The sequence below is a fragment of the Actinoplanes sp. NPDC051537 genome, assembly GCF_055586105.1.
In genome coordinates, this window is sequence record NZ_JBVJIU010000001.1 from 767,948 (window position 1) to 790,023 (window position 22,076).

Below are 22,076 nucleotides of genomic sequence, written 5' to 3' on the forward strand. Positions count from 1 at the left end.
AGGGGCTGGGGCTGGGGCTGGGGCTGGGGCTGGGGCTGGGGCTGGGGCTGGGGCTGGGGCTGGGGCTGGGGCTGGGGCTGGGGCTGGGGCTGGGGCTGGGGCTGGGGCTGGGGCTGGGGCTGGGGCTGGGGCTGGGGCTGGGGCTGGGGCTGGGGCTGGGGCTGGGGCTGGGGCAACGGTGGGCGCAGGGGCAAAGCGTGGCGCGGACGCGGGGGCCAAGCGGCCGCTCGAGGGGATACGCGTGCTTGATCTCGGGGTCATCGTCGTCGGGGCGGAGCTCGGGCGGCTCTTCGCGGACATGGGGGCCGAAGTCATCAAGGTGGAGAACAAGGCGTTCCCGGACGGCAGCCGGCAGACGTTCGATGGGTCGGCGATCAGTCCGTCGTTCGCCTACGGGCACCGCAACAAGCTCGGGCTCGGCCTCGATATCCGTACGCCGGAAGGGATCGCGGTCTTCAAGAAGCTGGTGGCGAAGGCCGATGTCGTGGTGTCGAACTTCAAGCCGGGCACGATGGAGTCGCTCGGGCTCGGCTATGCGGAACTCTCCGCGATCAATCCGGGGATCGTCGTCGGTGAATCGAGCGCGTTCGGGGCGAGCGGGCCGTGGAGCAAGCGGCTGGGGTACGGGCCCCTCGTGCGCGCCTCGGCGGGGCTCAGCGGGTCGTGGCGGTACCCGGACGACGAGGACGGGTTCAGCGACGCGTCGACGATCTATCCCGATCACGTCGCGGCCCGGGTCGAGGCGGTCGCGATCCTGGCCAAGCTCGTCGCGCGGCGGCGCACCGGGCTCGGCGGCACGGTGAGCGTGGCCCAGGCCGAGGTGATCCTGAGCCAGTTGGCGACCGAGCGGACCAGCACCGGCGGCATCTACCCGTGCGCCGGTGACGACGAGTGGTGCGTGGTCGACCCGCGTGACCAGGAGGATTGGCGGCGGCTTTCGGCCGTACTGGAAACCGGTCTTGAAGACCGCGAGAAGGCTGCCGCGCTGATCGCCGCGTGGACGTCGGCGCGCTCGCCGCGCCGCGCCATGGCCGAGTTGCAGGAGGCCGGCGTGCCCGCCGCGATGATGCAACGGGTGCCCGAGCTGCTCGACGACCCGCACCTGACGCACCGCGGTTTCCTCCGCACCATGCGCCATCCGCGGATCGCCGAGCCGATGCCGGCCGAGAACGCGCCGGCCGTGTTCGCGAACGTCCCGGACCCCGCGCTCGGTCCGGCCCCGCTGCCGGGCGAGCATTCCCGGGACGTGCTCGCGCGGGTGCTGGGCCTGGCCGACGCGGAGATCGACGCCCTGATCGAGGCCGGCGTGGTCGAGGTGCCTCCGGCCGTTGTACGTTCTTGACCATGGAGTCAAGTAACGCCGAGCCGATCGCGGTCGACGTCTGGAGTGACGTCGTCTGCCCGTTCTGCTATCTCGGCCACGCCATCCTCGCCGAGGCCGTCGCGCAGTTCCCGCACCGCTCGGCGGTCGAGGTCCGCTACCACAGCTTCCAGCTCAACCCGGGCTTCCCGGCCGGCGAGGCCGTCCTCGCCGACGACTACCTGGCCAAGCAGTACGGCATGCCCAAGGACCAGATCGCGGCCTCGCACGCGCAGCTGGCCGCCCGGGGCGCCGAGGCCGGTCTCGACTACCGGTTCGCGTCGGCCCAGATGATCAACACGCTCGACGCGCACCGCCTGATCCACCTGGCCAAGGCGCACGGGCGCGAGACCGCTGTGGTCGAGCGGCTGTTCCGGGCCGAGTTCACCGACGGCCTCGACCTCGCCGACCACGCGGTGCTCGCCGGCCTGGCCGCCGAGCTCGGCCTCGACCGCGACGAGGCGACCGAGGCGCTGGCCACCGGGGCGTACGAGGATGACGTCCGCGCCGACCTGGCGCAGGCGCGCGAGCTGGGCATCAGCGGGGTGCCGTTCTTCGTCTTCGACAACAAGCGCGCGGTCTCCGGCGCGCAGCCGGTCAAGCTGTTCCGCAAGGCGCTGGACGTGACCTGGCAGGACCGGGCGACGCAGCCGGCATGACCCTGCGAGCCGACGCGCGGCGCAACGTCGAGGGCATCCGCCGGGCCGCCCTCGACGTCTTCCGCACCGGCGGCCTGACCACCCCGATGGACGAGGTGGCCCGGGCCGCCGGGGTCAGCAAGGGCACGATCTACCACCGGTTCGGCGGCCGGCGGGGCCTGATCGACGCGGTCGTCGACGAGCTGGTGGCCGAGCGGATCCGCACCATCATCGACGAGGTCGATCGCCTCGACGGGCCGCTGGCCCGCTTCGACGGTTACCTGCGGCGGATCTGGCTGCTGCAGTACGACGAGCCGGCCGCCAACGACATGCTGATGCGGGCGCTGCCCGACTCCGAGCCGCTGAGCGTGCTGTGCGACCACGCGTGCGACTTCGCCCGCCGGTTGTTGCGCGACGCCCAGGAGGCCGGGGTGGTGCGGGCCGATCTCACGCCGGAGGACCTGACCCACCTGATCCTGGAGCGCGGGACGATCGTGCGGGCCTGCTCGCATCAGTCACGGGAGGACTACGACCGGCGGCTCGGCTTCGCGCTGCGCGGCCTGCGCCCGGAGGTCACGCCGCCACGGTGAGCGGCCACGGTGAGCGGCCACGGTGAGCGGCCGCGGAAGGTCAGGGCACCACGGTGACCGGCCATCGGCCGCAGCGCACCAGCTTGGTGGCGAGCGACCCGGCGATCCGATGCAAGATCTTGGTGGAGCGGCCGACGATCACCGCGTCGGCGTGCATCTGGCGGGCGACCTCGAGCAACTCCGCGTACGGGTCGCCGGTGCGCACGACCAGCCGCACGTCCACCTCGAGCGGGGCCACGCGCTGCTCGATGGCCGTCCGCAGCTCGCGCTCGACCTCGTCCTGCGCCTCGTTGACGCTGGTCACGGCGGCCCCGGCGTCGGCCACCGGCAGCACGAAGCTGGCGGCGGTGCGCACGTAGACGGCGACGAGCCGGGAATGCTGCCGGCGGGCGAGGCCGGCGGCGTAGGCGGCGGCGTGCAGCGAGGTCGGGGACCCGTCGACGCCCACGAGGATCGTGCCGGGCCCGTCGGCGCCCCGGTCGGGCACGCCGGGAAGCCGCAACTGCTCAAGGTCGTCGTCGGTCATATCGTCTCCTGCTTGACGTGTCCACTGTATTACGAAGGCCCCGGAGACGCCGGTCTCCGGGGCCGATTCGCATCAGGCGGACAACGCACGAGGGGTGCGCCGGAGGACCCGGCGCCGAGGTCGCGGCGGCGCCGGCTCAGCCCTCGGCGCGGGCCGGGGTGTCGGCGAGGGCCGCGGCCTCGGCGCGGGCCACGGCCTCGGCGTTGCGGCGCAGCTCCGGCGGGATCAGTTCGAGCAGCTGGTCGCGGCGCACCGGGAGGTCGAGCAGGCTCAGCTTGATGCGGCTGCGGCTGGCGTGGTCGCCGGCCGAGAGCCGCACCACCTGGGCTGCCTCCGGGCGCATGGCCAGGGTCAGCCGCTCGCCGTGGCCGAGCTCGCCGGCCGGGATGCCGTCCACGTCGACAACAACCGGCGTGCCGTCGTCGGCCACGTCGAGGGCGATCCGGTCGCCGGCGCCGAGCACCACCGGGCGGCCGATGCCGGACATCGGCGCGACCGGCGTGACGACGACGGCCTGCGAGGACGGGGAGAGGATCGGGCCGCCGGCCGCGTAGTTGTAGGCGGTGGACCCGGTCGGCGTCGAGACGATCACGGCGTCGCCGCGGTAGTAGCCGTAGCGCAGGTCGTTGACGATCAGGTCGACGGACACGGCGCCGGTGCGGCCGGGACGGCCGAGAACGACGTCGTTGAATCCGTACGGAATCTTCAGCGCGCCGACCTCGAGGCAGCTGTGGTGCTCGACCGTGAAGTCGCCGGCCGCCACCCGCTCCAGCGCCCGCGGCAGCGCTGCCGGGGTCACCTCGACGAGGAAGCCCAGGTTGCCGTGGTTGACGCCGAGCACCGGCATCGGCCGGTCGACCATCAGCCGCATGGCGCCGAGCATCGTGCCGTCGCCGCCGAGCGCGATGATCGCGTCCACCTCGGCGACGAACCGCTCCTCGGGGACGACCTCGACCGCGGCCGGGACGCGCCCCCGGTCGGCCTCGCGCACCAGCACGCGTTTCGCCCCCGCGAAGGCCACGACCGCTTCCACGGACCGGTCCACCGGCTTGGTCGGATGCAGGACGAGCCCGATCGCCTTCACGACCTCACCCTAGCGAAGCTGTGATGGCATTCTCATCGAGAAATCTTGCCCTTGGGGAAAGTTTAGCCGACGCTGGAGGGGTGAGACTTCGACTGCGCGGCGTGGCGATCGGGGCCGTCGTGGTCCTGCTCGCGGTCGAACTCGTGCTCGGCTGGCCGTCGCTGACCGGCGCGCTGCACCAGCTGCGCACGCCGCACCCCGGGTGGCTCCTGCTGGCGCTCGGTGTCGAGCTGGGCGCGATGAACGCGTACGCCCGGATGCAGAGCCACCTGCTGCGGTCGGCCGGCGTGCGCGCCCCGCTCGTCGAGCACCTCAAGCTGGCCTACGCCGCGCACTCGCTGAGCGCCACGCTCCCCGGCGGTCCCGCCTTCTCGACCCGCTTCAACTACCAGCAGATGCGGCGGTTCGGGGCGACCCCGGCGATCGCGTCGTGGGCCATCGCGCTCAGCGGCATCCTCTCGGCCTGCGCGCTCGCGGCGCTGACCCTGGGCAGCGCGGTCGCGGCCGGCGGCGCGGCGCAGTGGCAACACCTGGCGTGGCTGCTGGGCGGTGCGGTCGCGCTGGTTCTCGCCGTACGCCACGTGTCGCGCCACCCCTCGATCTTCGCCACCACGCTGGCCGTGGCCAACCGCCTCCGCCGCCGCCCCGAGACCGACGGCCAGGCCCGCATCCAGGGGTTCCTCGCCCAGCTGCGCGCGGCCCGGCTGAGCCCCGGCCACGCGGTCGCCGCCGCGGCGCTGGCCCTGCTCAACTGGACGCTCGACGCGCTCTGCCTGTGGCTGTGCTTCCGCGCGGTCGGCGAGCGGCCGGCCGCGCTGACCGTGGTGCTGCTCGCCTTCTGCGCCGCGATGGCGGCCGGCACCATCACGATCGTCCCGGGCGGCCTCGGCATCATCGACAGTGCCCTGATCCTCGGCCTCATCGCCGGCGGCGTCGGCGCCTCGGCCGCGGTCGCCGCCGTCGTCCTCTACCGGGTGATCAGCTTCGGCTTCATCGTGGCCCTGGGCTGGCTCTCCTGGCTCGGCATGCGCGCGCCGGCCGGCCCGCGCAAGCAGCGCGCCGGCGTCGTCGAGGCGCTCGGCTGACCGATCGCCGACAACGATCTGTCCATCCCCGCACCGACCCGATATCCATGGGTGATGGCGAAGGTTCTGATCGCGGTTCCCCTCGAGCCCGGCGGCCCCGCGCTGCTGGCCGAGACCGACGACGAGTCGTGGGAGAGTGACGACCCGTTCGGCCGCGTCGCCGACCCGGTGAAGGTGCTCGCCGACGCGCCCGACAGCGTCCGGGAGGCGCTCGACAAGGTGGTCGTGCCCACCGCCCGGGTCTTCATGGAAAAGCTTCGCGACCTCGCCCCGGACGCGGTCGACTTCGAGTTCGGCCTGAAGCTCTCCGGCAAGGCCGGGCTCGTGTTCACCTCGGCGAGCGCGGAGGCGCAGATCAAGGTGACGCTGAAGTGGACCTCAAACCCGGCCTGACCGCGCGCTGCGTCGCCCTCGTTCTCGCCGGCGACGTGCCGGTCGGCTGTGCGTTCGCCGTCGCCACCGGGGCCGGCCGCCGGCTGCTGACCTGCGCGCACGTCGTCGCCGCCGCGCTGGGGCTGGACGGCGTGCCCACGGCCGCGCCCACCGGCCCGCTCACGCTCGTGCCCTGGCACGCCCGCGGGTCGCGGTTCACCGCCCGGGTGCGGGCCGACGGCTGGTTCCCCACGGCGGCGGACGGCGCCGACGACCTGGCCGTGCTCGAAGCCCTGGACGATCTGCCCGCCGCCCTGGACGACGCGCCGCTGCGGGCGTGGGGCGCGCGGCCGTCGGTGCCCTTCCGGGTGCTCGGCTTCCCGGCCGGCTACAAGGAGTACGGGCAGAACGCCGTCGGCACCGTGGTCGGCAGCTTCGGGCCGCGCGGCCAGTGGGTCCAGCTCGACGGGCAGACCGCGGACGGCGCCCGGATCACCCGCGGCTACAGCGGATCCCCGGTCTGGGACACGTCGACCGAGTCGGTCATCGGCATCGTCGTCGCCGAGGATCTGCGCAGCGCCAGCCGGCCCTGCGGCGCGATGCTCCCGGTCGAGGTGATGGCCGCCCTCACCGACGCCGCGCGCCCGCCCGCCGCCCTCGACCCGCATCCGCTGCGCGGCCTGGCCCGGCACACCGAGCGTGGCGGCGGGCTCCCCGCGGCCCGGCAGGTCGACGCCGGCGCGGCCGGGGTGACGCCCAACGCGTACCGGCACGGTCCCTATGTCCCCCGCGACCTCGACGACCGGCTGCGCGAAGCCGTCGCCACCCACACCCTGACCGTCGTCGCGGGCCCGTCGAAGGCCGGCAAGACCCGCACGGCGTGGGAGGCGGTCCGGGCCGTGTGCGGCGACGCCACGCTGCTCGAGCCGCGCGACCGCGACGCCGTCGAGCCGCTGCTGCTGCGGGACGAGGCCGGGCTGACCGGCGAGCCGGCCGTGGTCTGGCTCGACGACCTCGAACGGTTCCTCGGCGCCGGTGGCGGGCTCGACCTCGACATGCTGCGCGAGCTGGCCGGCCGCACCCCGCCCTGGCGGGTCGTCGCCACGATCCGGGACGGCCCGTACCGCCGGCTGTTCGAGGCCGGCGAGACGGCCGCGACCGACTGGCGGCGCATCGAGGGCTGGGCCGGCGCCCGGGTCCTCCAGCTGCCGATGACGCTGAGCGAGGGCGAGCACGTGGCCGCCGCCCTCGCGTACCCGGAGGAGGACTTCGCCGGCGGCGTCGGCATCGGCGAGCGGCTGATCGCCGGGCCCGAGCTGCTGCGCAAGCTCGACGGCGCGGAGAACCCGCTCGGCTGGGCGCTGACCTGGGCCGCGATCGACCTGGCCCGGACCGGCCGGGAACGGCCGTCGACCGTCGCCGAGCTGGCCCTGGCGTGCGCGGTCCATCTCGAACGCCGGTTCCCGCATGCCGTCCTCACCACGCTCGACGAGGCCGTCGCCTGGATCGCGGACACGATCGGCTCGCACGTCTCGCTGGTCGAGGTCGCCGGCCCGACCGGCGCCGAGGCGTGCCGGCCGCTAGACTACCTCGTCGCCGTGGCCGACGGGCAGGGCGAGCGCGCGGCCCGGCCGGTCGACCCGGCCGCCTGGCGCGTGGCCGTCGACCGCGCGGACGACGCCGAGTGCTTCCGCATCCTGATCGAGGCCGTGCAGCGCAAGGACCGGCCCGGGATCATGATCGCCGCGGCGCGGACCCGGCAGAGCGCCGTCCCTCGCGCCGCGGCGGCCGCGGCGTCCTTCCTCGGCGAGGAGCTGCTGCGGCTCGGTCGCATCGAGGAGGCGCTGGAGCCGCTGACGGCCGCGATCGAGCACGACGACGACAGCTTCCGGGCGCACGCCCTGGTGTTCCGGGCCGAGTGCCGCCACCGGCTCGGCGACACCGCCGGCGCCCTCGACGACTACGCCGCCGCGATCGGGTCGGGGCATTCCCACACCGTCGACCAGGCGCTGATCAAGGCGGGCAACCTGCACGAGGAGCTCGGCAACGACGACGACGCCGCGCGCCTGTACGAGCACGCCTGCTCGCGGCCGGGCGGCGCCTCGGGTGGCTGGCTCGCGCTCTGGAAGCTCCGCAACCGGCGCCGCGAGCACGAGCAGGCGCTCGCCGCGGGGCGCGAGTACGCGCTCGTCTCGGAGGGCGGCGGGTGGCTGCTCGCCATGGTCTCGGCACTGGACGCCGGGGACCGGGAGCAGGCCGAGGAGATCTTCGCCCGGCTGTCCGCGTCCCCTCCGGACGATCCGGTGACCTTCGCCGAGGTGGGGTACGGCTTCGGGACGTCCCTGGCCGGCGACCCGGCCGCGGTGTACCGGACGGTGATCGCGCTCGGCGACGGCCCGGGGGTCGACCACGCGAGAATGAGCCTGGCCTGGCTGCTCTCCGACCCGGCCGAGCAGATTCCCCTGTTCGAGCGGGCCGCGCAGGCGGAGGTGCCGGAGACCGCGCTGAAGGCCCGGGCCGGCCTGGTCCTCGCCCACATGAACAGCGGCGACCGGGCGGCGGCGCTCACCCACGCCCTCGCCTGCGAGCGCGGCGACCTGCGGCTGCTCGGCGCCGACATCGTCGTCGTCCTGGCCGAGGTGCTCACCGATCTCGACCGGCCCGCCGAGGCGCGCCGGCTCTCCGAGTTCCTCCGCGACGTGCACGCCGAGGCCGGCTCGCCCGACGAGGAGACGCTGCGGCTGGCCACGCTCTACGCCCAGCAGGGTCTGACCGACTCCGCCGTCGCGCTGCTGCGGCCGCTCGCGGCCGGCCCGTCGGCCTCGATCGCGGCGCGCGCCGGCACGCAGCTCGGCAAGGCCCTCATCGCGGCCGGCGACCGGCCGGCCGGGCTCGAGGCGTATCGGGCGGCCGCCGCCCAACCCGATTCCGCGGCCCGCTACGCGCTGGAGAGGCTGGCGAAGGAGGCGTACTTCGACGACGACCACGCGACCGCCGTCGAGCTCTTCCGCCCGCTGCTGGCCGACGAGGACCCGTTTCTGTGTGCCCACGCCAACCAGCTCACCGGCATGGCGCTGCTCGGGACGGATAAGGCGGCGGCCGCCGCGGCCCTCCGGCGGGTGCTGCCGACCGGGCACACGCACAGCGTCGCGGCCGCGCACGTCGTGCTCGGCGACCTCGCCGACGAGGAGGGCAACCAGCCGGAGGCGATCGATCAGTGGCGGGCGGCGGTGCAGGTGCGGTTCAACCCCGGTTCGGGGAACGCCGCGCAGAAGGCGGCCATCGCCCTCGCCGGGCAGGGCCGCCGGCGGGAGGCGATCGACCTGCTGACCGCCGCGCTGCCCGATCTGGAGGAGGGCGGCCACCTCGCCTATCAGCTCGGCTGCCTGCTGCGCGACGAGGGGAAGCTCAACCGGGCGACGCTGCGGCTGGCCGACGCGCTGACGGCGGCGGAGGCCGCGCACGACGCCGGTCTCGCCGGGCGGGCCGGGGACGCTCTCGCCCGGCTGGCCGAGACGACCGGCGACACCGAGCTGCTCCTCGACGCGCTGCGACGCGCGGTCGCGTCCGGCGATCCCGCCCACGCGTCGGTCGACGCGCTCTGGCTCGCCCGCCGGGTGCTGCGGGACGGCGACATCGCCGAGGGGAAACGGCTGCTGCACATCACGATCGACAAGGGCGCCGGGCGGCCGGTGGCGGACGCCTGGATCCTGCTGACCGACCTCCTGCGGCAGGAGGGCCGCGACGAGGACGCGCGGACGGCGCTGCGCCGGGCCGAGAAGGCGGACACCACCGGCGAGGTGCTCCCCGAGATCGAGCTGACCCGCGGGGCGTTCGCCCTCGACGACGGCGACTACGACGAGGCCGGGGCCGCCATCGACCGGCTGCTGGCGCTGCCGGCGACCGACGAGACGCGGGGGCTCGGCGAGTTCAACCTCGCGATCCTCCACGAGAAGCGCGGGGACACCGCCGAGGCCGTGCGCCGCCTGCGCGTGCTCGCCTCGCACCCGGTGCACCCGGTCGCGCACACCAGCGCCCTGCGGCTGGCCGAGCTGCTGCGGCCGGACGATCCGGCCGGGACGTTGAAGGTCTACGACGACATGGCGGCCGAGCCGGTCTGCGGGCACGTGCAGGAGGCGGCGTACCGGGCCGGCCAGCTGCACGCCGACCGGGGCGAGCCGGACCGGGCCCGGGCCTGCTTCGCGCGCGCCGCCGACGGTCCGCTGACCGCGTACCACGAGCCCGCGCGACTCTCCCTCGCGTACCTCGACCTGCGGGAGAAGCATTTCGGCCGGGCGATCCCCGCCCTGCGCGCCCTGACCGGGTCGGCCGATGCCGACGTCGCCTCGGCCGCCACGCTCGGCCTCGGCGCCTCGTTGTTGCGCGACGGCCGGCTGGACGAGGCCGAGGAGGTGCTGCGGCCGCTGCTGGCCGAGCGGGACGACGACTACCGCGACTGGCTCTTCCTCCTCGAAGGAGAGTTGCTGCTGCGGCGCGGCCACCGCGCGGAGAGCCGCAAGCTGCTCATGGAGGCGGCCGACAGCGAGGACGCGGAGGTGGCCGGGGACGCGAACGCCCTGCTCGCCGAGCTGAAGGCTCAGTAGGCGGGCGCGGCCAGCGGCTTGTGGAAGATGAGGAAGTCGCACGGCGTCGCCAGCCGCGGCACCAGCGCCGGATAGTCCTCGGCGAAGTCACCCTGCCGCACGACGCGATAGCCGAGCCGGGTGTACCAGTCGTAGAGGAACTTCTTCACCGGGTGCGTCCAGTCCCGCGGCACGAGCAGCTCGACCTGCATGGTCTTCAAACCAAGATCAATTGCCCACGTCTCCCCGTACGCGATGAGCCCGCGCCCGATGCCGCTGCCGCGCCGCCCGGGGTCCGCCACCAGCATGCCCAGCTCGCCCTCGCCCGTGGCCAGGCGCTGGATCCGGGCCACGCCGACCAGGTCGTCCCCCTCGCGGGCCTCGACCAGCTCGCCGGCCGCGATGTAGCCGGCGATGTCGGCGGCGCTCACCCGGTCGGTCTCCCCCGCCCACAGCCCCTCCTCGGCCGCCGCATAGACCCGGTTGACCAGATCGGTGACCTGCTCGACGTACGGCCGATCCTGCGATTTCGTGGTGTCGACGTGCGAGATCAACGCTTTCCCGCTCTCATGATCGTGGACAGGGCATCGACCGGCGGCGGTGGCGCCGGGAGCGCGGGCCGGTCGGTCGCGCGCAGGCCGTCCAGCATCAGGGCGAGGTAGCGCCGCCACAGGTCGGGCGCGACCTCGCGGCTCATCGCGAAGGCCGGCCCGAGAAACGCGAAGATCGCCGCGATGTCCTGCGGCGCGGCGTCGGCCCGCACCGCCCCGGCCCGTCGCGCCCGCTCGAACAGCTCGGTGACCGTCGTGACGATGCCGGGCCAGATGCGCGCCTGCGTCCCGTCGTCGCCGCGGCCGGTCAGCGCCTCGTAGAGTCCCCGGTCGCGGGCCTGCCGCTCGGCGGTGCGCTCGAAGAACGTGACCAGCGCGAGCCACGGGTCGGCGATGGCCAGCGACTCCCGCGCGTCGGTGGCGATCTGCTCGGTCGCCCCGGCCAGCACCTCGGCGGCGAGGGCCTGCTTGTTCGGGAAGTGGCGGTAGGCCGTGCCGGTGCCGAGCCCGGCGTGCCGGGCGATGTCGTCGAGGGTGGCTTCGAACCCCCGCTCGGCGAACACCTCGCGGGCGGCCTCGATCAGGCGGGCCCGGTTGCGGGCCGAGTCGCGGCGGACGGTCATGGTCCGGACATCGTATCCGTCACGCCGATCTTCCGGCCGGGTCGCGCGGCCTCGCGCGGCGGTCACGCCGATCTCCCGGCGCGGTCGCGCGGCCTCGCGCGGCGGTCACGCCGATCTCCCGGCGCGGTCGCGCGGCCGGCGCGGCCACGTGGCCGCGCGGCGGTCACGCCGGGACCAGGCCGTGCTCGATCAGGCTGCGGGCGCAGTCGACCACGGCCGCCGCGGCCGGGCGGGGCTGCCAGCCGAGGATTCGCCGGGCCTTGGCCGTGCTGTGCCGGTTGCGGCGGCCGAGGGACACCGTGATCGCGCGCAGCGACGGGTCGAAGCGCGCGGCGACGCGTACGGCAAAATCGGGAAGCTGCCGCGTGGGCACCTTGCGCGCCGAGTCGCCCAGCCCCGCATCGCCCAGCCCCGCGCGCAGGTCGCGGGCCATCTCGCGCATCCAGGTGAACTCGCCGGTGCCGAGGAAACGCTCGCCGGCCGCCCCGGGCGCGAGCATGGCCCGCAGGTGCAGGTCGGCGAGGTCACGCACGTCGACGATCTCGAGGCCGATCCGCGGCGTGCCCGGCATCGCGCCGGTGAGCAGGCGCTGGACGATCCGCACCGAGCCGAGGTTGGCGCTCGACCGGATCGGGCCGAGGACGGCGCCGGGCAGCACCGTGGTCAGCGTCGTCGGCCCGTCGTAGGCGGCCATGAAATCCCACGCCGCCCTCTCCGCGACGGTCTTCGAGCGCCGGTACGGAATCAGCGCCGGATCGCCGGGATCGGTCCACAGCGTCTCGTCGGTCACGCCGTCCTCCCGGTAGGAGGAGGGGCTCGCCGCGTTGGCGGCCGAGGTCAGGACCACCCGCTTGACGCCCGCCCGGGTGGCCGCGCGCAGCACCCGCAGCGTGCCGTCGCGGGCCGGGACGATCAGCGCCTCCGGGTCCCGGGTCTTCTCGTCCCCCAGCGGCGACGCCACGTGCAGGACGTAGTCCATCCCGGCCACCGCCTCGTCCCAGCCCTCGTCGGCGGTCAGGTCCGCCCGCACCGAGGCGACCCCCGGGATCGGGACCGGCTTGCCGCGGACCGTCGTGCACACCTCGAAGCCGCGCTCCAGCAGCTCGGCGATCACCCAGCCCGCGATGAACCCGGATCCGCCCGTGACCAGCACCTTCTCGCCCATGTCGCCCTCCCGATCATGCGGAGACGTCCTCTCCGTTTCGTTCAGCGTAGCAGTAAGCGGAGATGCCGCCTCCGCCTGTGAACGGTGACGCGGTTCACCGGGCGAGACCCCCGTACCCTCGGCCGGGCGGTTAGGTTAGCCTCACCTCATGAAAACGGAGGCGACGCTCACCGGCGCCGATCTGACGCTCGCCTACGACGGCCGCACCGTCGTGCACGGCGCCGGCATCGAGCTGCGCGCCGGCCGCGTCGTGGCGCTGATCGGGCCCAACGGCTCGGGCAAGTCGACGCTGCTGCGCTCGCTCGCCCGGCTGCACGCGCCGCGGGGCGGCACGGTCATGCTCGACGGCGACGACGCGCTCGCGTTGCGGCCCCGGGACTTCGCCCGGCGGGTCACCCTGCTCACCCAGTCGCGGCCGACGCCGGGCGGGGTGCGGGTGCGGGACGTCGTCGCGTACGGCCGGCACCCGTACCGCTCCCGCTTCGGCGCCGGAGACCCGGACGGACCGGCCGTCGTCGATCGCGCGATGCGGCTGACCGGCATGGACGGGATGGCCGACCGGGCCGTCGACGAGCTGTCCGGCGGCGAGCTCCAGCGGGTCTGGCTCGCCACCTGCCTCGCCCAGGACACCGGGGTGGTGCTGCTCGACGAGCCCACCACCTTCCTCGACCTGCGCTATCAGATCGAGACGCTGGACATCGTGCGCGATCTCGCCGACGAGCACGGCGTCGCCGTCGGCGTCGTGCTGCACGACCTCGACCAGGCCGCCGCGGTCGCCGACGAGCTCGTGCTGCTGCACCAGGGCGTGGTCCGGGCAACCGGGCGACCGGCCGAGGTGCTCACCGCCGACCTGCTCACCTCCGTCTACGGCCTGCGCATCGACGTCGCGGTCGACGACGACGGCCACGTCCGCACCCGGCCACTCGGCCGGCACCACGCCCGCCCCGCACTGCGATAACGAAAGGTCTCCCCCGACATGGCTCTCACCCGTCGCGCGTTCGCCACCTCGGCGGCCGCGCTCACCGCGCTGCTGGTCACGGCCTGCGGCACCACCGAGGACGCGGCCGACCCGGCCGCCGCCGCGCCCCCCTCGCCGGCGCCGACCGGCCCGGTCGACCTCACCGACGAGCGCGGCACGGTCCACCTCGACGCACCGGCCCGCAACGTGGTCTCGCTCGAATGGGGCCTCACCGAGAACCTGGTGGCGCTGGGCGTGAAGCCGGCCGGCCAGGCCGACGTCAAGGGCTACAACGTCTGGGACACCAGCGCCCCGATCGACGCCGCCACCCCCGACGTCGGCCAGCGCGGCGAGCCCAGCCTCGACGCGATCGTCGCGCTCGACCCGGACCTGGTCGTCACCACCACCGACCTCCAGGCGACCGTGATCAAGCAGCTCGCGGCCAAGGTGCCGGTGCTGACCCTGCGCGGCTCGGACGGGACGGACCCGATCGGCTACATGCGCCGGACGGTGACGACGCTGGCCAAGGCCACCGGCACCGACGCGAAGGGCGCCGAGCTGCTGGCCGGTTTCGACGCCAAGGTCGCCGCCGGCAAGGACGCGCTGGCCAAGGCGGGCAAGAGCGGCGCGCCGTTCACCATGGCCGACGGCTGGGTCGACTCGGGCACGGTCTCGCTGCGCTTCTACACGCCGGGCTCATTCTTCGGCGCGATCGCCGGGTCGCTCGGCCTGCAGAACCAGTGGACGAGCGGCGGCGACAAGGACTACGGGCTCGCCCAGTCCGACGTCGAGGGCCTCACGAAGATCACCAACGCGCAGAGCACCTTCGTCTACGTGGCCAACAAGAGCGACGGCGGCGACTTCACCGACTCGCTGAAGAACAACGCGGTCTGGAAGCAGCTGCCGTTCGTCACCGGGCAGAAGGTCGAGCGCATCCCGGACGGCATCTGGATGTTCGGCGGTCCCGCCTCGGCGAACGCCTACATCGACGCCCTCGTCTCCGCCCTCTCCGCCTGAGGTGGCACTTCTGGAGGCGGCGCCGATCGCGCCGCCGGCGACCCGCCGGTCGTACCGGACCGTGGCGGTCTTCGCGGGCGCGATCGTGCTGCTCGTCGTCCTGGCCGCGGTGCACCTCACGCAGGGCACCGCGCGCCTGGACGCCCTGCTCCCCTGGGCCGATGCCGGCGGCGACCGGGCCCAGGCGATGGCCGTGCTGATGGCGAGCCGCCTCCCCCGGCTCGCCGCCGCCCTGCTCGTCGGCATCGCGGTCGGCATCGCCGGGGGCGTGCTCCAGTCGGTCGCCCGCAACTCGCTGGCCTCCCCCGACACCCTGGCCGTCAACGCCGGCGCCTACGTCGCCGTGGTGGCGGTAGCGGCGTTCGGCGTCTCGCTGCCGTTCTTCCTCAACGGCCTGACCGCGTTCGCCGGCGGCCTGCTCGCCGCCGGGCTGGTGCTGCTGGTGGCCCGCGGCGGCGCGGCCGGTCCGACCCGGCTCATCCTGGCCGGCTCGGCGGTCGCGCTCGCCCTCAACTCGCTCACCATCGTGCTGCTGATGCTCTTCTCGCAGAACACCATCGGCCTGTACGCGTGGGGCAGCGGCACCACCGTCCAGTCCGGTGGCCATCAGGTCACGATGGCCGCTCCCCTGGTCGCGGCCGGCGTCCTGCTCGTGATGCTGCTCGCCCACCGCCTCGACGTGCTGGCGCTGGGCGACGACCCGGCCCGCGTGCTCGGCGTCGACGTCCGGCGTACCCGCGTCCTCGCCGTCGCGGTGGCCGTCCTGCTGGCCGCCACCGCCGTCACCGTCGCCGGCCCGATCGGCTTCGTCGGCCTGTGCGCGCCGGTCATCGCCCGCCTGATCGCCCGCCGCGTCCCCGGCCTCGGCGCCCACCTGCTCCTGCTCCCGTTCGCCGGGCTGGCCGGCGCCATCGTCGTGGTCGGCGCCGACGTGCTGATGCGCGTCGTGCTCCCGGCCGACGTCGCCATCTCGGTCCCGACCGGCGTCGTCACCTCACTGGCCGGCGCCACGGTGCTGGTCTGGCTGGCCCGCGGCCTGCGCGACGGCGGTCCGGCCGCCGCTCCCGCCCGCGGCGCGCACGGCTCGGTCCGCTCCCGCGGCTGGATCGCCACCGTCGCCGTCGTGCTGGCCGTGGCCCTGGTCGCCGCGTTCGTCGCCGCGCTGCTGTTCGGCGACCGCCTGGTGCTGCTCGGCGACGTCGCGAACTGGTGGCAGGGCCGGGCCGGGCGCAACGTCGGCTTCGTCCTCGGCCAGCGCTGGCCCCGCGTCCTGGCCGCCCTGCTCGGCGGCGCCGCCCTGGCCCTGGGCGGCGCGATCGTCCAGGCCGTCTGCCGCAACCCGCTGGCCGAGCCCGGGCTGCTCGGCGTGACCCCCGGCGCCGGCGTGGGCGCGGTCGTGGTCGCCCTGCTCCTGCCCGGCCTGAGCGTCTGGCCCACGATGGCGGCCGCGACGGCCGCCGCCCTCGCCACGTTCGCCCTGGTCTATCGGCTGGCCGCGGGCCGCGGCCCGGCGTCGGACAGGATCGTGCTGGTCGGCGTCGGCGTGAGCGCGGCCGCCTCGGCGCTGACCACCCTGATCGTGGTCGTGGTCTCCCCCTGGAACACGGGCGCCGCCCTGACCTGGCTGGCCGGCTCCACGTACGGCCGCACGATCGGCCAGGTGATCCCGGTGGCCCTGGTCCTGCTCGTCGCCCTGCCCCTGACCCTGGCCGCCACCCGGACCCTCGACCTGATCTCCCTGGACGAGGACGTCCCGCGCGTCCTCGGCGTGCCCGTGGGTCGCGCCCGCCTGGCGTTCCTGGCCCTGGCGGCGGTCCTGACCGCGGCCGCCGCCTGCGCGGTGGGCGCCCTCGCCTTCGTCGGCCTGGTCGCCCCGCACGCGGCCCGGGCCCTGGTCGGCGCCCGGCACGCGGTCGCGATTCCGGTCGCGGTGGCCCTGGGCGCGGTGCTGGTCAGCGTCGCCGACACCGTGGGCCGCACGGTGCTGGCCCCGACCCAGCTGGCCGCCGGCCTGGTGACGGCGATGATCGGAGCCCCCTACTTCGTCTGGCTGCTCTGGCGCGGCCGCGGCGCCTGAGGTCACTTCCGCAGCCCGTTGGCGTCCGGGGGCTGGCGCTCATACTTCGCCAGCGCCTCGATGATCCGGGCCCGGTCGGCCGGCCTCGTCCTGCGCAGCGCCTCGTGCAGGTTCTCGCGGCGGCTGCGGGCCCGGATCTTCTCCCGCCAGACCTTGAAGCCGGTGCCGATGGCGCCGACCACCGACGCGCTCACCGCCAGCCAGAACGCAGGCTCCATGGCGGGCTCCTCTCGACGCCGGCCGAGAGGCGCGCACGGCTCAGCTCGGCCACCGGAACGGCGGAAGCTGAGATCCGGCACCGACACGCGAGGAACTCAGATAGGTAACGCCATCTATATGCACAGCACGCCGGCTGGGATCCGAAAGCAGGGGCGACCGTTGTCGGCCCGGGAGCCCGATGAGCCGGGGGGTGATGCGCATTTTAACCTTTTTGTCGGCCACACCGGAAGACCCCGTCAGCAGGACCCGCCGGTGAGGCTTCCGCGGGCCAGGGTGACGTCCTTGCCCGACAGACGGATGCGCAGGCCGGTCGGCAGGACCTCGACCTTCTGGTACGCGAGGCCGGCCGGCAGCTTCTGCAGCGGGAACGTGGTCTGCTGCGCCGTCACCTCGGCCAGCACCTTCGCGGCCGGGAAGCGGATGCCGAACATCTGGATCTGCTGCGGCGCGATGTCCAACGTGGCGCCGTGGATGACCGGCCGCCCGTAGAGGGTGATCGGGGTGGCGTCGCCCGAGCCGCCCTTCTGCGTCGCGGTCAGCAGCCCGTCCGCGGCCCCGAACGTCGTCGGATGGTCGCCGGGCGGCTGGGACAGCGCCGAGAACGGCTTCACGGTGACGCCCTCGATGGTCAGGCGGATGCCGCCCGGGTCGACCGAGACCGCGCGATAGGTCACGCCATCGGGCAGCGCGGGCAGCGTACGGGTGAGGGAACTTTGATCGGTCTGGGAAAGGACCAGCTTGGCGATCGCGTCGTCCGGATCGTGATCGGCGCCGAGGATGTGGACCTTGCGAGGCGTCAGCGTGAGCGTCGTCCCCGCCAGCACCGGCGCGGTCCGGATCGTCAGCGGCACCCCGATCGCCGTCGTGTTGATGCCGAGCAGCCCCTCCGCGGCCGTGTAGGTGACGTCGCGCCCGCCCACCGACGCCGGCAACGTCGACAGCGCCGTCGTCGAGATCCCGCCGAGGGCGACGTGCAGGCCGTCCGCGCGCGGCGTGATCGACTTGTAGACCACGCCGTCGGGCAGATGCGGGAGCTTCTCCGTGCGTACGCCCCCGGTCAGATCGCTCACCTGCGCGGCCGGCACCGTCCGGCCGAAGAGCTCGAGCCGCTGCGGCACCGACCGGACCGTCTCGCCCTGCACGCTCATCCGCAGGTAGAGCTTGGCCCGGACGTTCGCGGCCGCCTCGGGCGGCACCACCACGTCGACCGTGAGCCCACCGTCGGGCGCGCGGTGGAAGGTCGGCATGGTCGCCTGCCCGTGCGCCGGGAGGTTCTTGAATGCCACGGTGATCTCCGCGTCCATGCTGCCGACGTGCGTGCTGCCCTTCCCCGGCTGCGTGACGTCCTTCATGGTGGCGGCGAACGCGGCGTGCGGCACCCCGCTGAGCGTCGCGTCGGGCACCTTGACCCGCAGCTGCTCCAGCTTCCCGCGCAGCGCCTGCGGCAACAGCGGCCCGTCCCCACCGACGACGACCTCGGGCGGCGCGGGCAGGGTTCCCGGGCAGGCGACCTGGTCACTGACGCGCGCCACGACCCGGTCACCGAGAAAGCCTTCAAGGCCCGGCAGGGGTACGGCGAGAGCCAGCATCCCCACGGCGACCAGAAGCGTGATGCCGGTGGCCCCCACGGCCAGCCACTTCTTGCGCCGCCCACGCACACTGTGCGCCGGCCGATGAACCTCAGATAGCAGCGCGGTCATGCCCAGGTTTACGAGCGGGTAACCACCGGGGGTTCATCTTGACCATGAACAGCTCAGACGCCGTCGGCGAGCTCCCGGGCGTACTGCTTCGCATATCGGTCGAGGATGGGCTTGATCTCGGGGTCGGCCTGCTCTTTCATGGTGGCGAAGACCCGGCCGTAGAGATCGGCGTCGGACTGGTCGTGCTTGCTCAGCCCGGTGAAGTAGAGATCGACGAAAAGGTTCCGGTCGTCGAGTATCGAAAAACCGTGCACCGGTGGAACCCGCCACCGCACCTCGGCCGGGATGAAACTCACCGTGACGTTCGGTAGTGCGGCCACATCGCGAATTCGCCGGATCTGCGCCGGCATCTCCTCCGGCGGGCAGAGCCTGTTGCTCAGGGCCGCCTCATGCATCACGAAGTCGAACTGCTTGCCGCGATCCGACAGGACGGTCTGGCGGTGAACCCGCGCCGACACCGCGCCGTACACCGGGCCGGGCGCACCACTCACCCGCAGAAGTGCGGAAAGAATCGCTTCAGCGTAGCCGCCCGTCTGCAAGAGCCCGATCACGAAGTTGGGCTGGAAGACCTTGAAGTCGGTAGCGCCCAGCTCAAGCTGCTCGGTTTCCAGCTGCCGGAACTCGTAGCCGGGCCGGCCATCCTGCCACGGCTCGATGGGTATGCGCTCGCGCGTCGCCAGATCGATCAGCGCACGCTCCGCCTCGCTCTCCAGGCCGAGGGCCCGGGCCACCTTCGCCACATCGCCCGGCGATGCCGAGCCGACACCCGTCTCGAGGCGGGACACCTTCGATTGACTGAGGCCGCTTCGCCGGGCGACCTCCTTGCCGGTCAGCCCCCGAGCAGTGCGCAGGCGACGGATCTCCGACCCGATCGACTCCGCGGCACCGTCAGGGGCATTCACGGGTTCTCCATTCAGATCGCGATTCAGATCGCGCGGGCCGCCTCGGTCAGGATGTGCGCGGGGATCTCCACCAGGAACTCGCCCTCGGGGACATCGACACCGGCACGCTCGGCCGAGACGGGATAGCCCTGAACGACCACCGTCCCGCGATCGCTGCGGAAGACGGCCGGACATGTGTTGCTGGCACACTCCGACGCGACGAGCTCAAGACGCAGCGGCGCGGCCGCAATTTGATCATTGGTCACGAATAGCCATGATGTCAGAAGCCTTGGGAATATTCACCGAACCGCGAATAACATTTGACAATCATGCAATAGGGCCACCTGAACAAGGGCTACCCGCAACCAGTCAAGGCGAACTGTAGCACTTTGCCATATGGCAGAACCAGTATTGACGCGAGATCTATTCACACCTGGTGAACGTTGCATGGCGCTCTGCAATGTCGATCACGGACAGTGCAATCAGGCGTCCCCGTGGAATGGCGGTAATCATGGGAATTCCGGTTCTGTCCGACATCCATCCCGAGGTCTATCTCGTCGCGGCGATGATCCTTCTGGTGGTCGCGCTGCGCTACGCGAAGCGGGCGCTGGCCCCGCTCGGGCCCCTCCTCCACGCGGTCGCCGCCGCGGCCGCGACCGTGCTCGCGATCGCGCTGGCCCTCGCGCTGGTGCTCATGGCGTTCCTGAGTGGAGGCCCGTCATGATCGATTCGGTGCTCGTGGTGGCGGCGATCGCCGTCGTGCTGCTGTTCATCGCGGTCGAGATCGTGGTGGCGGTGCTGCCGCTGATCATCGTGCTGGTGTGCGTGCCGCCGGAGGAGCGTCGCGGCCTGGCCGAGCTGCTCGCCGCCGCGGACAGCTCTCGGCGACTGCGCCTGTGGGCGGCGCTGCGCGTTGCGGTGGCGGCTCGCCGCCGGCAAGTGGTCGCGCACGCCGACCGGCGCGGGCGTCGCCGGCAGGGCGAGAGGTCCCGGACCGGCGGCGGCATGCGGTAGCGGCGGGCGGGCGGCGGCGTCCGCTCGCCGGAGCGGCCACGGCATTCGCAGGCCGAGGCCCGGCGGTGGCTATCAACGGCCGGCCCGGCGGCGCGCCGCCGGGCGGACGGCCCGGCGCGCCGCAGGGCGGACGGCCCGGCGCGCCGCAGGGCGGACGGCCCGGCGCGCCGCAGGGCGGACGGCCCGGCGCGCCGCAGGGCGGACGGCCCGGCGGCGGGCTAACGGGCGCCGGCCGTGGCCGGCTCGAGGGCACCGCCGGCGTCGGCGTCGGCGGACGCCGCGGGACGCGACCGGAGAAACCCCGCGGCAATGACCAGGGCCACCACGACCATCACCGTCGCCGCCACGAACGAGGTGCGGAAACTCGACGCCGACAACGTGGCCAGCACCGCCAGCCCCAGCGCCGAGCCCACCTCGGCCGTGGTGCTGAAGACGCCCGAGGCCAACCCCGCGTCCTCCGGCGTGGCGTCCGACATGGCCAGCGCGGCCAGCGCCGGGAAGGCGAGCCCGCCCCCGAAACCCAGCAGCAGCATGGCGGGCAGCACGTCGACGACATACGAGCCGTCGGCGGGGACGCGGGCGAAGTACGCCAGCCCCAAGGCCACCAACGCGAGCCCGGTGATCACGAGGCGGCGGGCGCCGTACCGGGAAATCAGCTTTTCGGTGTAGCGCAGTGACAGGCCGCCCATCACGACCGTCACCGGCAGGAAGGCCAGGCCGATGCGCAAGGCGCCGTAGCCGAGCACGTGCTGGCAGTAGAGGACGCCCACGAAGAACATGCCGAACATGCCCGCCGCGCTGGTCAGCTGGGCCAGGTTGGCACATGTCAGGGTGCGGGAGCGGAAGATGCGCAGCGGCACGAGCGGGGTTGCCGCGGTGGCCTCGCGCACGACGAAGGCTCCCAGGAGAAGTGTGGCGAGCGCCCCCAGGGCGAGTTTATAGGAAGATCCGGAGACGACGGCGTAGACCGCCACCATCAGCGACGCGGTGATCAGCAGGGCGCCGGGCACGTCGGCGCCACGGCCCCGGCCGTGGTCGAGCGGGATCAGACGCCGGGCCGCGACCACCGTGAGGGCGCCCACCGGGACGTTCACGAAGAAGATCCAGTGCCAGTTCACGGCCGAGGTCAGCACGCCGCCCAGCAGCAGGCCGACCGCTCCCCCGGCCGACGCCACGAAGCTGTAGACACCGATGGCCCGGGCCTGCTCGGCGGGCGCGGGGAACATCGTGACGATCATGCCGAGGATGACGGCGCTGGTGGCGGCGCCGCCCACGCCCTGCAGGAAGCGGGCCGCGATCAGCACCTCCTGACTGGTCGCCAGGCCGCACAGGGCCGACGCCAGCGTGAAGACGACCAGGCCGGCGACGAAGACGCCGCGGCGGGAGAACAGGTCGCCGAGGCGGCCGGCGAGCAGCAGCAGGCTGCCGAACGGGATCAGGTACGCGTTGATCACCCACGCCAGCCCGGACCGGCTGAAGCCGAGCTCGGCCTGGATGGCGGGCAGCGCGACGTTCACGATGGTGACGTCCAAGATGATCATCAGCATGCCGGCGCACAGCACCAGCAGGGCGATCCAGCGGCGGTCTGTGTCGGCAGACGAAGCGAAGCGCACGGTCCCGGCCTCTCCAGCAG

The 22,076-nt window shown here is 73.7% G+C and carries 22 protein-coding genes; 12 read left to right on the forward strand and 10 right to left on the reverse strand.

Going from position 1 to position 22,076, the window contains the following annotated elements; genetic code table 11:
- The 4 genes from ACZ6TB_RS03680 to ACZ6TB_RS03695 form a co-directional block, all read left to right on the forward strand.
- Positions 1–249 (forward strand): hypothetical protein (locus ACZ6TB_RS03680; RefSeq protein WP_465550165.1); only part of this gene is annotated, 249 nt, incomplete at its 5' end.
- The gene (locus tag ACZ6TB_RS03685; RefSeq protein WP_465550166.1) at positions 242–1,342 is read left to right on the forward strand and encodes a CaiB/BaiF CoA transferase family protein; all 1,101 of its coding nucleotides are present in this window, start codon (positions 242–244) and stop codon (positions 1,340–1,342) included. The genes ACZ6TB_RS03680 and ACZ6TB_RS03685, both read left to right, overlap by 8 nt.
- 2 nt (positions 1,343–1,344) lie before the next feature.
- A complete protein-coding gene (locus ACZ6TB_RS03690) occupies positions 1,345–2,019 on the forward strand; it encodes a DsbA family oxidoreductase (protein WP_465550168.1) in 675 nt (224 codons plus the stop codon).
- Complete coding sequence (locus tag ACZ6TB_RS03695; protein ID WP_465550170.1) at positions 2,016–2,588, forward strand: TetR/AcrR family transcriptional regulator; 573 nt, start codon at positions 2,016–2,018, stop codon at positions 2,586–2,588. The genes ACZ6TB_RS03690 and ACZ6TB_RS03695 overlap by 4 nt, the downstream gene beginning before the upstream one ends.
- Positions 2,589–2,628: 40 nt before the next feature.
- Here the strand turns inward: ACZ6TB_RS03695 and ACZ6TB_RS03700 are convergent, their stop codons facing one another.
- Complete coding sequence (locus tag ACZ6TB_RS03700) at positions 2,629–3,114, reverse strand: universal stress protein (RefSeq protein WP_465550172.1); 486 nt, start codon at positions 3,112–3,114, stop codon at positions 2,629–2,631.
- A gap of 136 nt (positions 3,115–3,250) precedes the next feature.
- The gene (locus ACZ6TB_RS03705; RefSeq protein ID WP_465550174.1) at positions 3,251–4,198 is read right to left on the reverse strand and encodes an NAD(+)/NADH kinase; all 948 of its coding nucleotides are present in this window, start codon (positions 4,196–4,198) and stop codon (positions 3,251–3,253) included.
- A gap of 80 nt (positions 4,199–4,278) precedes the next feature.
- On the opposite strand from ACZ6TB_RS03705, the gene ACZ6TB_RS03710 reads away from it, so the two are divergent.
- Genes ACZ6TB_RS03710 through ACZ6TB_RS03720 form a run of 3 tightly spaced genes read left to right on the forward strand, consistent with a single transcriptional unit; the run spans position 4,279 to position 10,259 of the window.
- On the forward strand, positions 4,279–5,283 hold the full coding sequence (locus ACZ6TB_RS03710) for a lysylphosphatidylglycerol synthase transmembrane domain-containing protein (protein WP_465550176.1): 1,005 nt from the start codon (positions 4,279–4,281) through the stop codon (positions 5,281–5,283).
- A gap of 54 nt (positions 5,284–5,337) precedes the next feature.
- Positions 5,338–5,676 (forward strand): CU044_2847 family protein, encoded by a 339-nt coding sequence (locus tag ACZ6TB_RS03715; protein WP_465550178.1) that lies wholly within the window; start codon positions 5,338–5,340, stop codon positions 5,674–5,676.
- Complete coding sequence (locus ACZ6TB_RS03720; RefSeq protein ID WP_465550180.1) at positions 5,655–10,259, forward strand: tetratricopeptide repeat protein; 4,605 nt, start codon at positions 5,655–5,657, stop codon at positions 10,257–10,259. Before ACZ6TB_RS03715 ends, ACZ6TB_RS03720 begins: the two co-directional genes overlap by 22 nt.
- On the opposite strand, the gene ACZ6TB_RS03725 is transcribed toward ACZ6TB_RS03720, so the two are convergent.
- The 3 genes from ACZ6TB_RS03725 to ACZ6TB_RS03735 all read right to left on the reverse strand — a co-directional run bounded on the left by ACZ6TB_RS03725 (position 10,253) and on the right by ACZ6TB_RS03735 (position 12,577).
- Positions 10,253–10,792: a GNAT family N-acetyltransferase gene (locus tag ACZ6TB_RS03725; RefSeq protein WP_465550182.1), complete on the reverse strand. Its 540-nt coding sequence runs from the start codon at positions 10,790–10,792 to the stop codon at positions 10,253–10,255. The genes ACZ6TB_RS03720 and ACZ6TB_RS03725 overlap by 7 nt on opposite strands.
- Complete coding sequence (locus ACZ6TB_RS03730; RefSeq protein ID WP_465550183.1) at positions 10,789–11,412, reverse strand: TetR/AcrR family transcriptional regulator; 624 nt, start codon at positions 11,410–11,412, stop codon at positions 10,789–10,791. Before ACZ6TB_RS03730 ends, ACZ6TB_RS03725 begins: the two co-directional genes overlap by 4 nt.
- Before the next feature lie 163 nt (positions 11,413–11,575).
- Entirely contained in the window at positions 11,576–12,577 is a 1,002-nt protein-coding gene (locus ACZ6TB_RS03735) for an NAD-dependent epimerase/dehydratase family protein (protein ID WP_465550185.1), read from the reverse strand.
- A 148-nt stretch (positions 12,578–12,725) separates the two neighbouring features.
- Between ACZ6TB_RS03735 and ACZ6TB_RS03740 the strand changes: the two genes are divergently transcribed.
- From ACZ6TB_RS03740 to ACZ6TB_RS03750, 3 genes are read left to right on the forward strand one after another with little or no spacing between them, the layout of a single operon-like run.
- A complete protein-coding gene (locus tag ACZ6TB_RS03740) occupies positions 12,726–13,535 on the forward strand; it encodes an ABC transporter ATP-binding protein (RefSeq protein WP_465550187.1) in 810 nt (269 codons plus the stop codon).
- An 18-nt stretch (positions 13,536–13,553) separates the two neighbouring features.
- Positions 13,554–14,552: an ABC transporter substrate-binding protein gene (locus ACZ6TB_RS03745; RefSeq protein WP_465550189.1), complete on the forward strand. Its 999-nt coding sequence runs from the start codon at positions 13,554–13,556 to the stop codon at positions 14,550–14,552.
- 1 nt (position 14,553) lies between these two features.
- A complete protein-coding gene (locus ACZ6TB_RS03750) occupies positions 14,554–16,629 on the forward strand; it encodes an iron ABC transporter permease (protein WP_465550191.1) in 2,076 nt (691 codons plus the stop codon).
- Between the two features lie 2 nt (positions 16,630–16,631).
- Here the strand turns inward: ACZ6TB_RS03750 and ACZ6TB_RS03755 are convergent, their stop codons facing one another.
- From ACZ6TB_RS03755 to ACZ6TB_RS03770, 4 genes are all read right to left on the reverse strand, one after another.
- Entirely contained in the window at positions 16,632–16,847 is a 216-nt protein-coding gene (locus ACZ6TB_RS03755) for a hypothetical protein (protein ID WP_465550193.1), read from the reverse strand.
- A 237-nt stretch (positions 16,848–17,084) separates the two neighbouring features.
- A complete protein-coding gene (locus ACZ6TB_RS03760) occupies positions 17,085–18,548 on the reverse strand; it encodes an LmeA family phospholipid-binding protein (RefSeq protein WP_465550194.1) in 1,464 nt (487 codons plus the stop codon).
- A gap of 53 nt (positions 18,549–18,601) precedes the next feature.
- Complete coding sequence (locus ACZ6TB_RS03765) at positions 18,602–19,450, reverse strand: helix-turn-helix domain-containing protein (RefSeq protein WP_465550196.1); 849 nt, start codon at positions 19,448–19,450, stop codon at positions 18,602–18,604.
- Between the two features lie 23 nt (positions 19,451–19,473).
- Positions 19,474–19,695 carry a hypothetical protein gene (locus tag ACZ6TB_RS03770; RefSeq protein ID WP_465550198.1) on the reverse strand — a complete coding sequence of 74 codons (222 nt, stop codon included), beginning with the start codon at positions 19,693–19,695 and terminating at the stop codon, positions 19,474–19,476.
- A gap of 245 nt (positions 19,696–19,940) precedes the next feature.
- On the opposite strand from ACZ6TB_RS03770, the gene ACZ6TB_RS03775 reads away from it, so the two are divergent.
- Together ACZ6TB_RS03775 and ACZ6TB_RS03780 are read left to right on the forward strand one after the other, a co-directional pair.
- Positions 19,941–20,153, forward strand: coding sequence for a hypothetical protein (locus ACZ6TB_RS03775; RefSeq protein ID WP_465550200.1), 213 nt, complete (start codon positions 19,941–19,943; stop codon positions 20,151–20,153).
- On the forward strand, positions 20,150–20,443 hold the full coding sequence (locus tag ACZ6TB_RS03780; protein ID WP_465550203.1) for a hypothetical protein: 294 nt from the start codon (positions 20,150–20,152) through the stop codon (positions 20,441–20,443). The genes ACZ6TB_RS03775 and ACZ6TB_RS03780 overlap by 4 nt, the downstream gene beginning before the upstream one ends.
- A 218-nt stretch (positions 20,444–20,661) precedes the next feature.
- Here the strand turns inward: ACZ6TB_RS03780 and ACZ6TB_RS03785 are convergent, their stop codons facing one another.
- Positions 20,662–22,056, reverse strand: coding sequence for an MFS transporter (locus tag ACZ6TB_RS03785; RefSeq protein ID WP_465550205.1), 1,395 nt, complete (start codon positions 22,054–22,056; stop codon positions 20,662–20,664).
- Positions 22,057–22,076 lie beyond the last annotated feature (20 nt).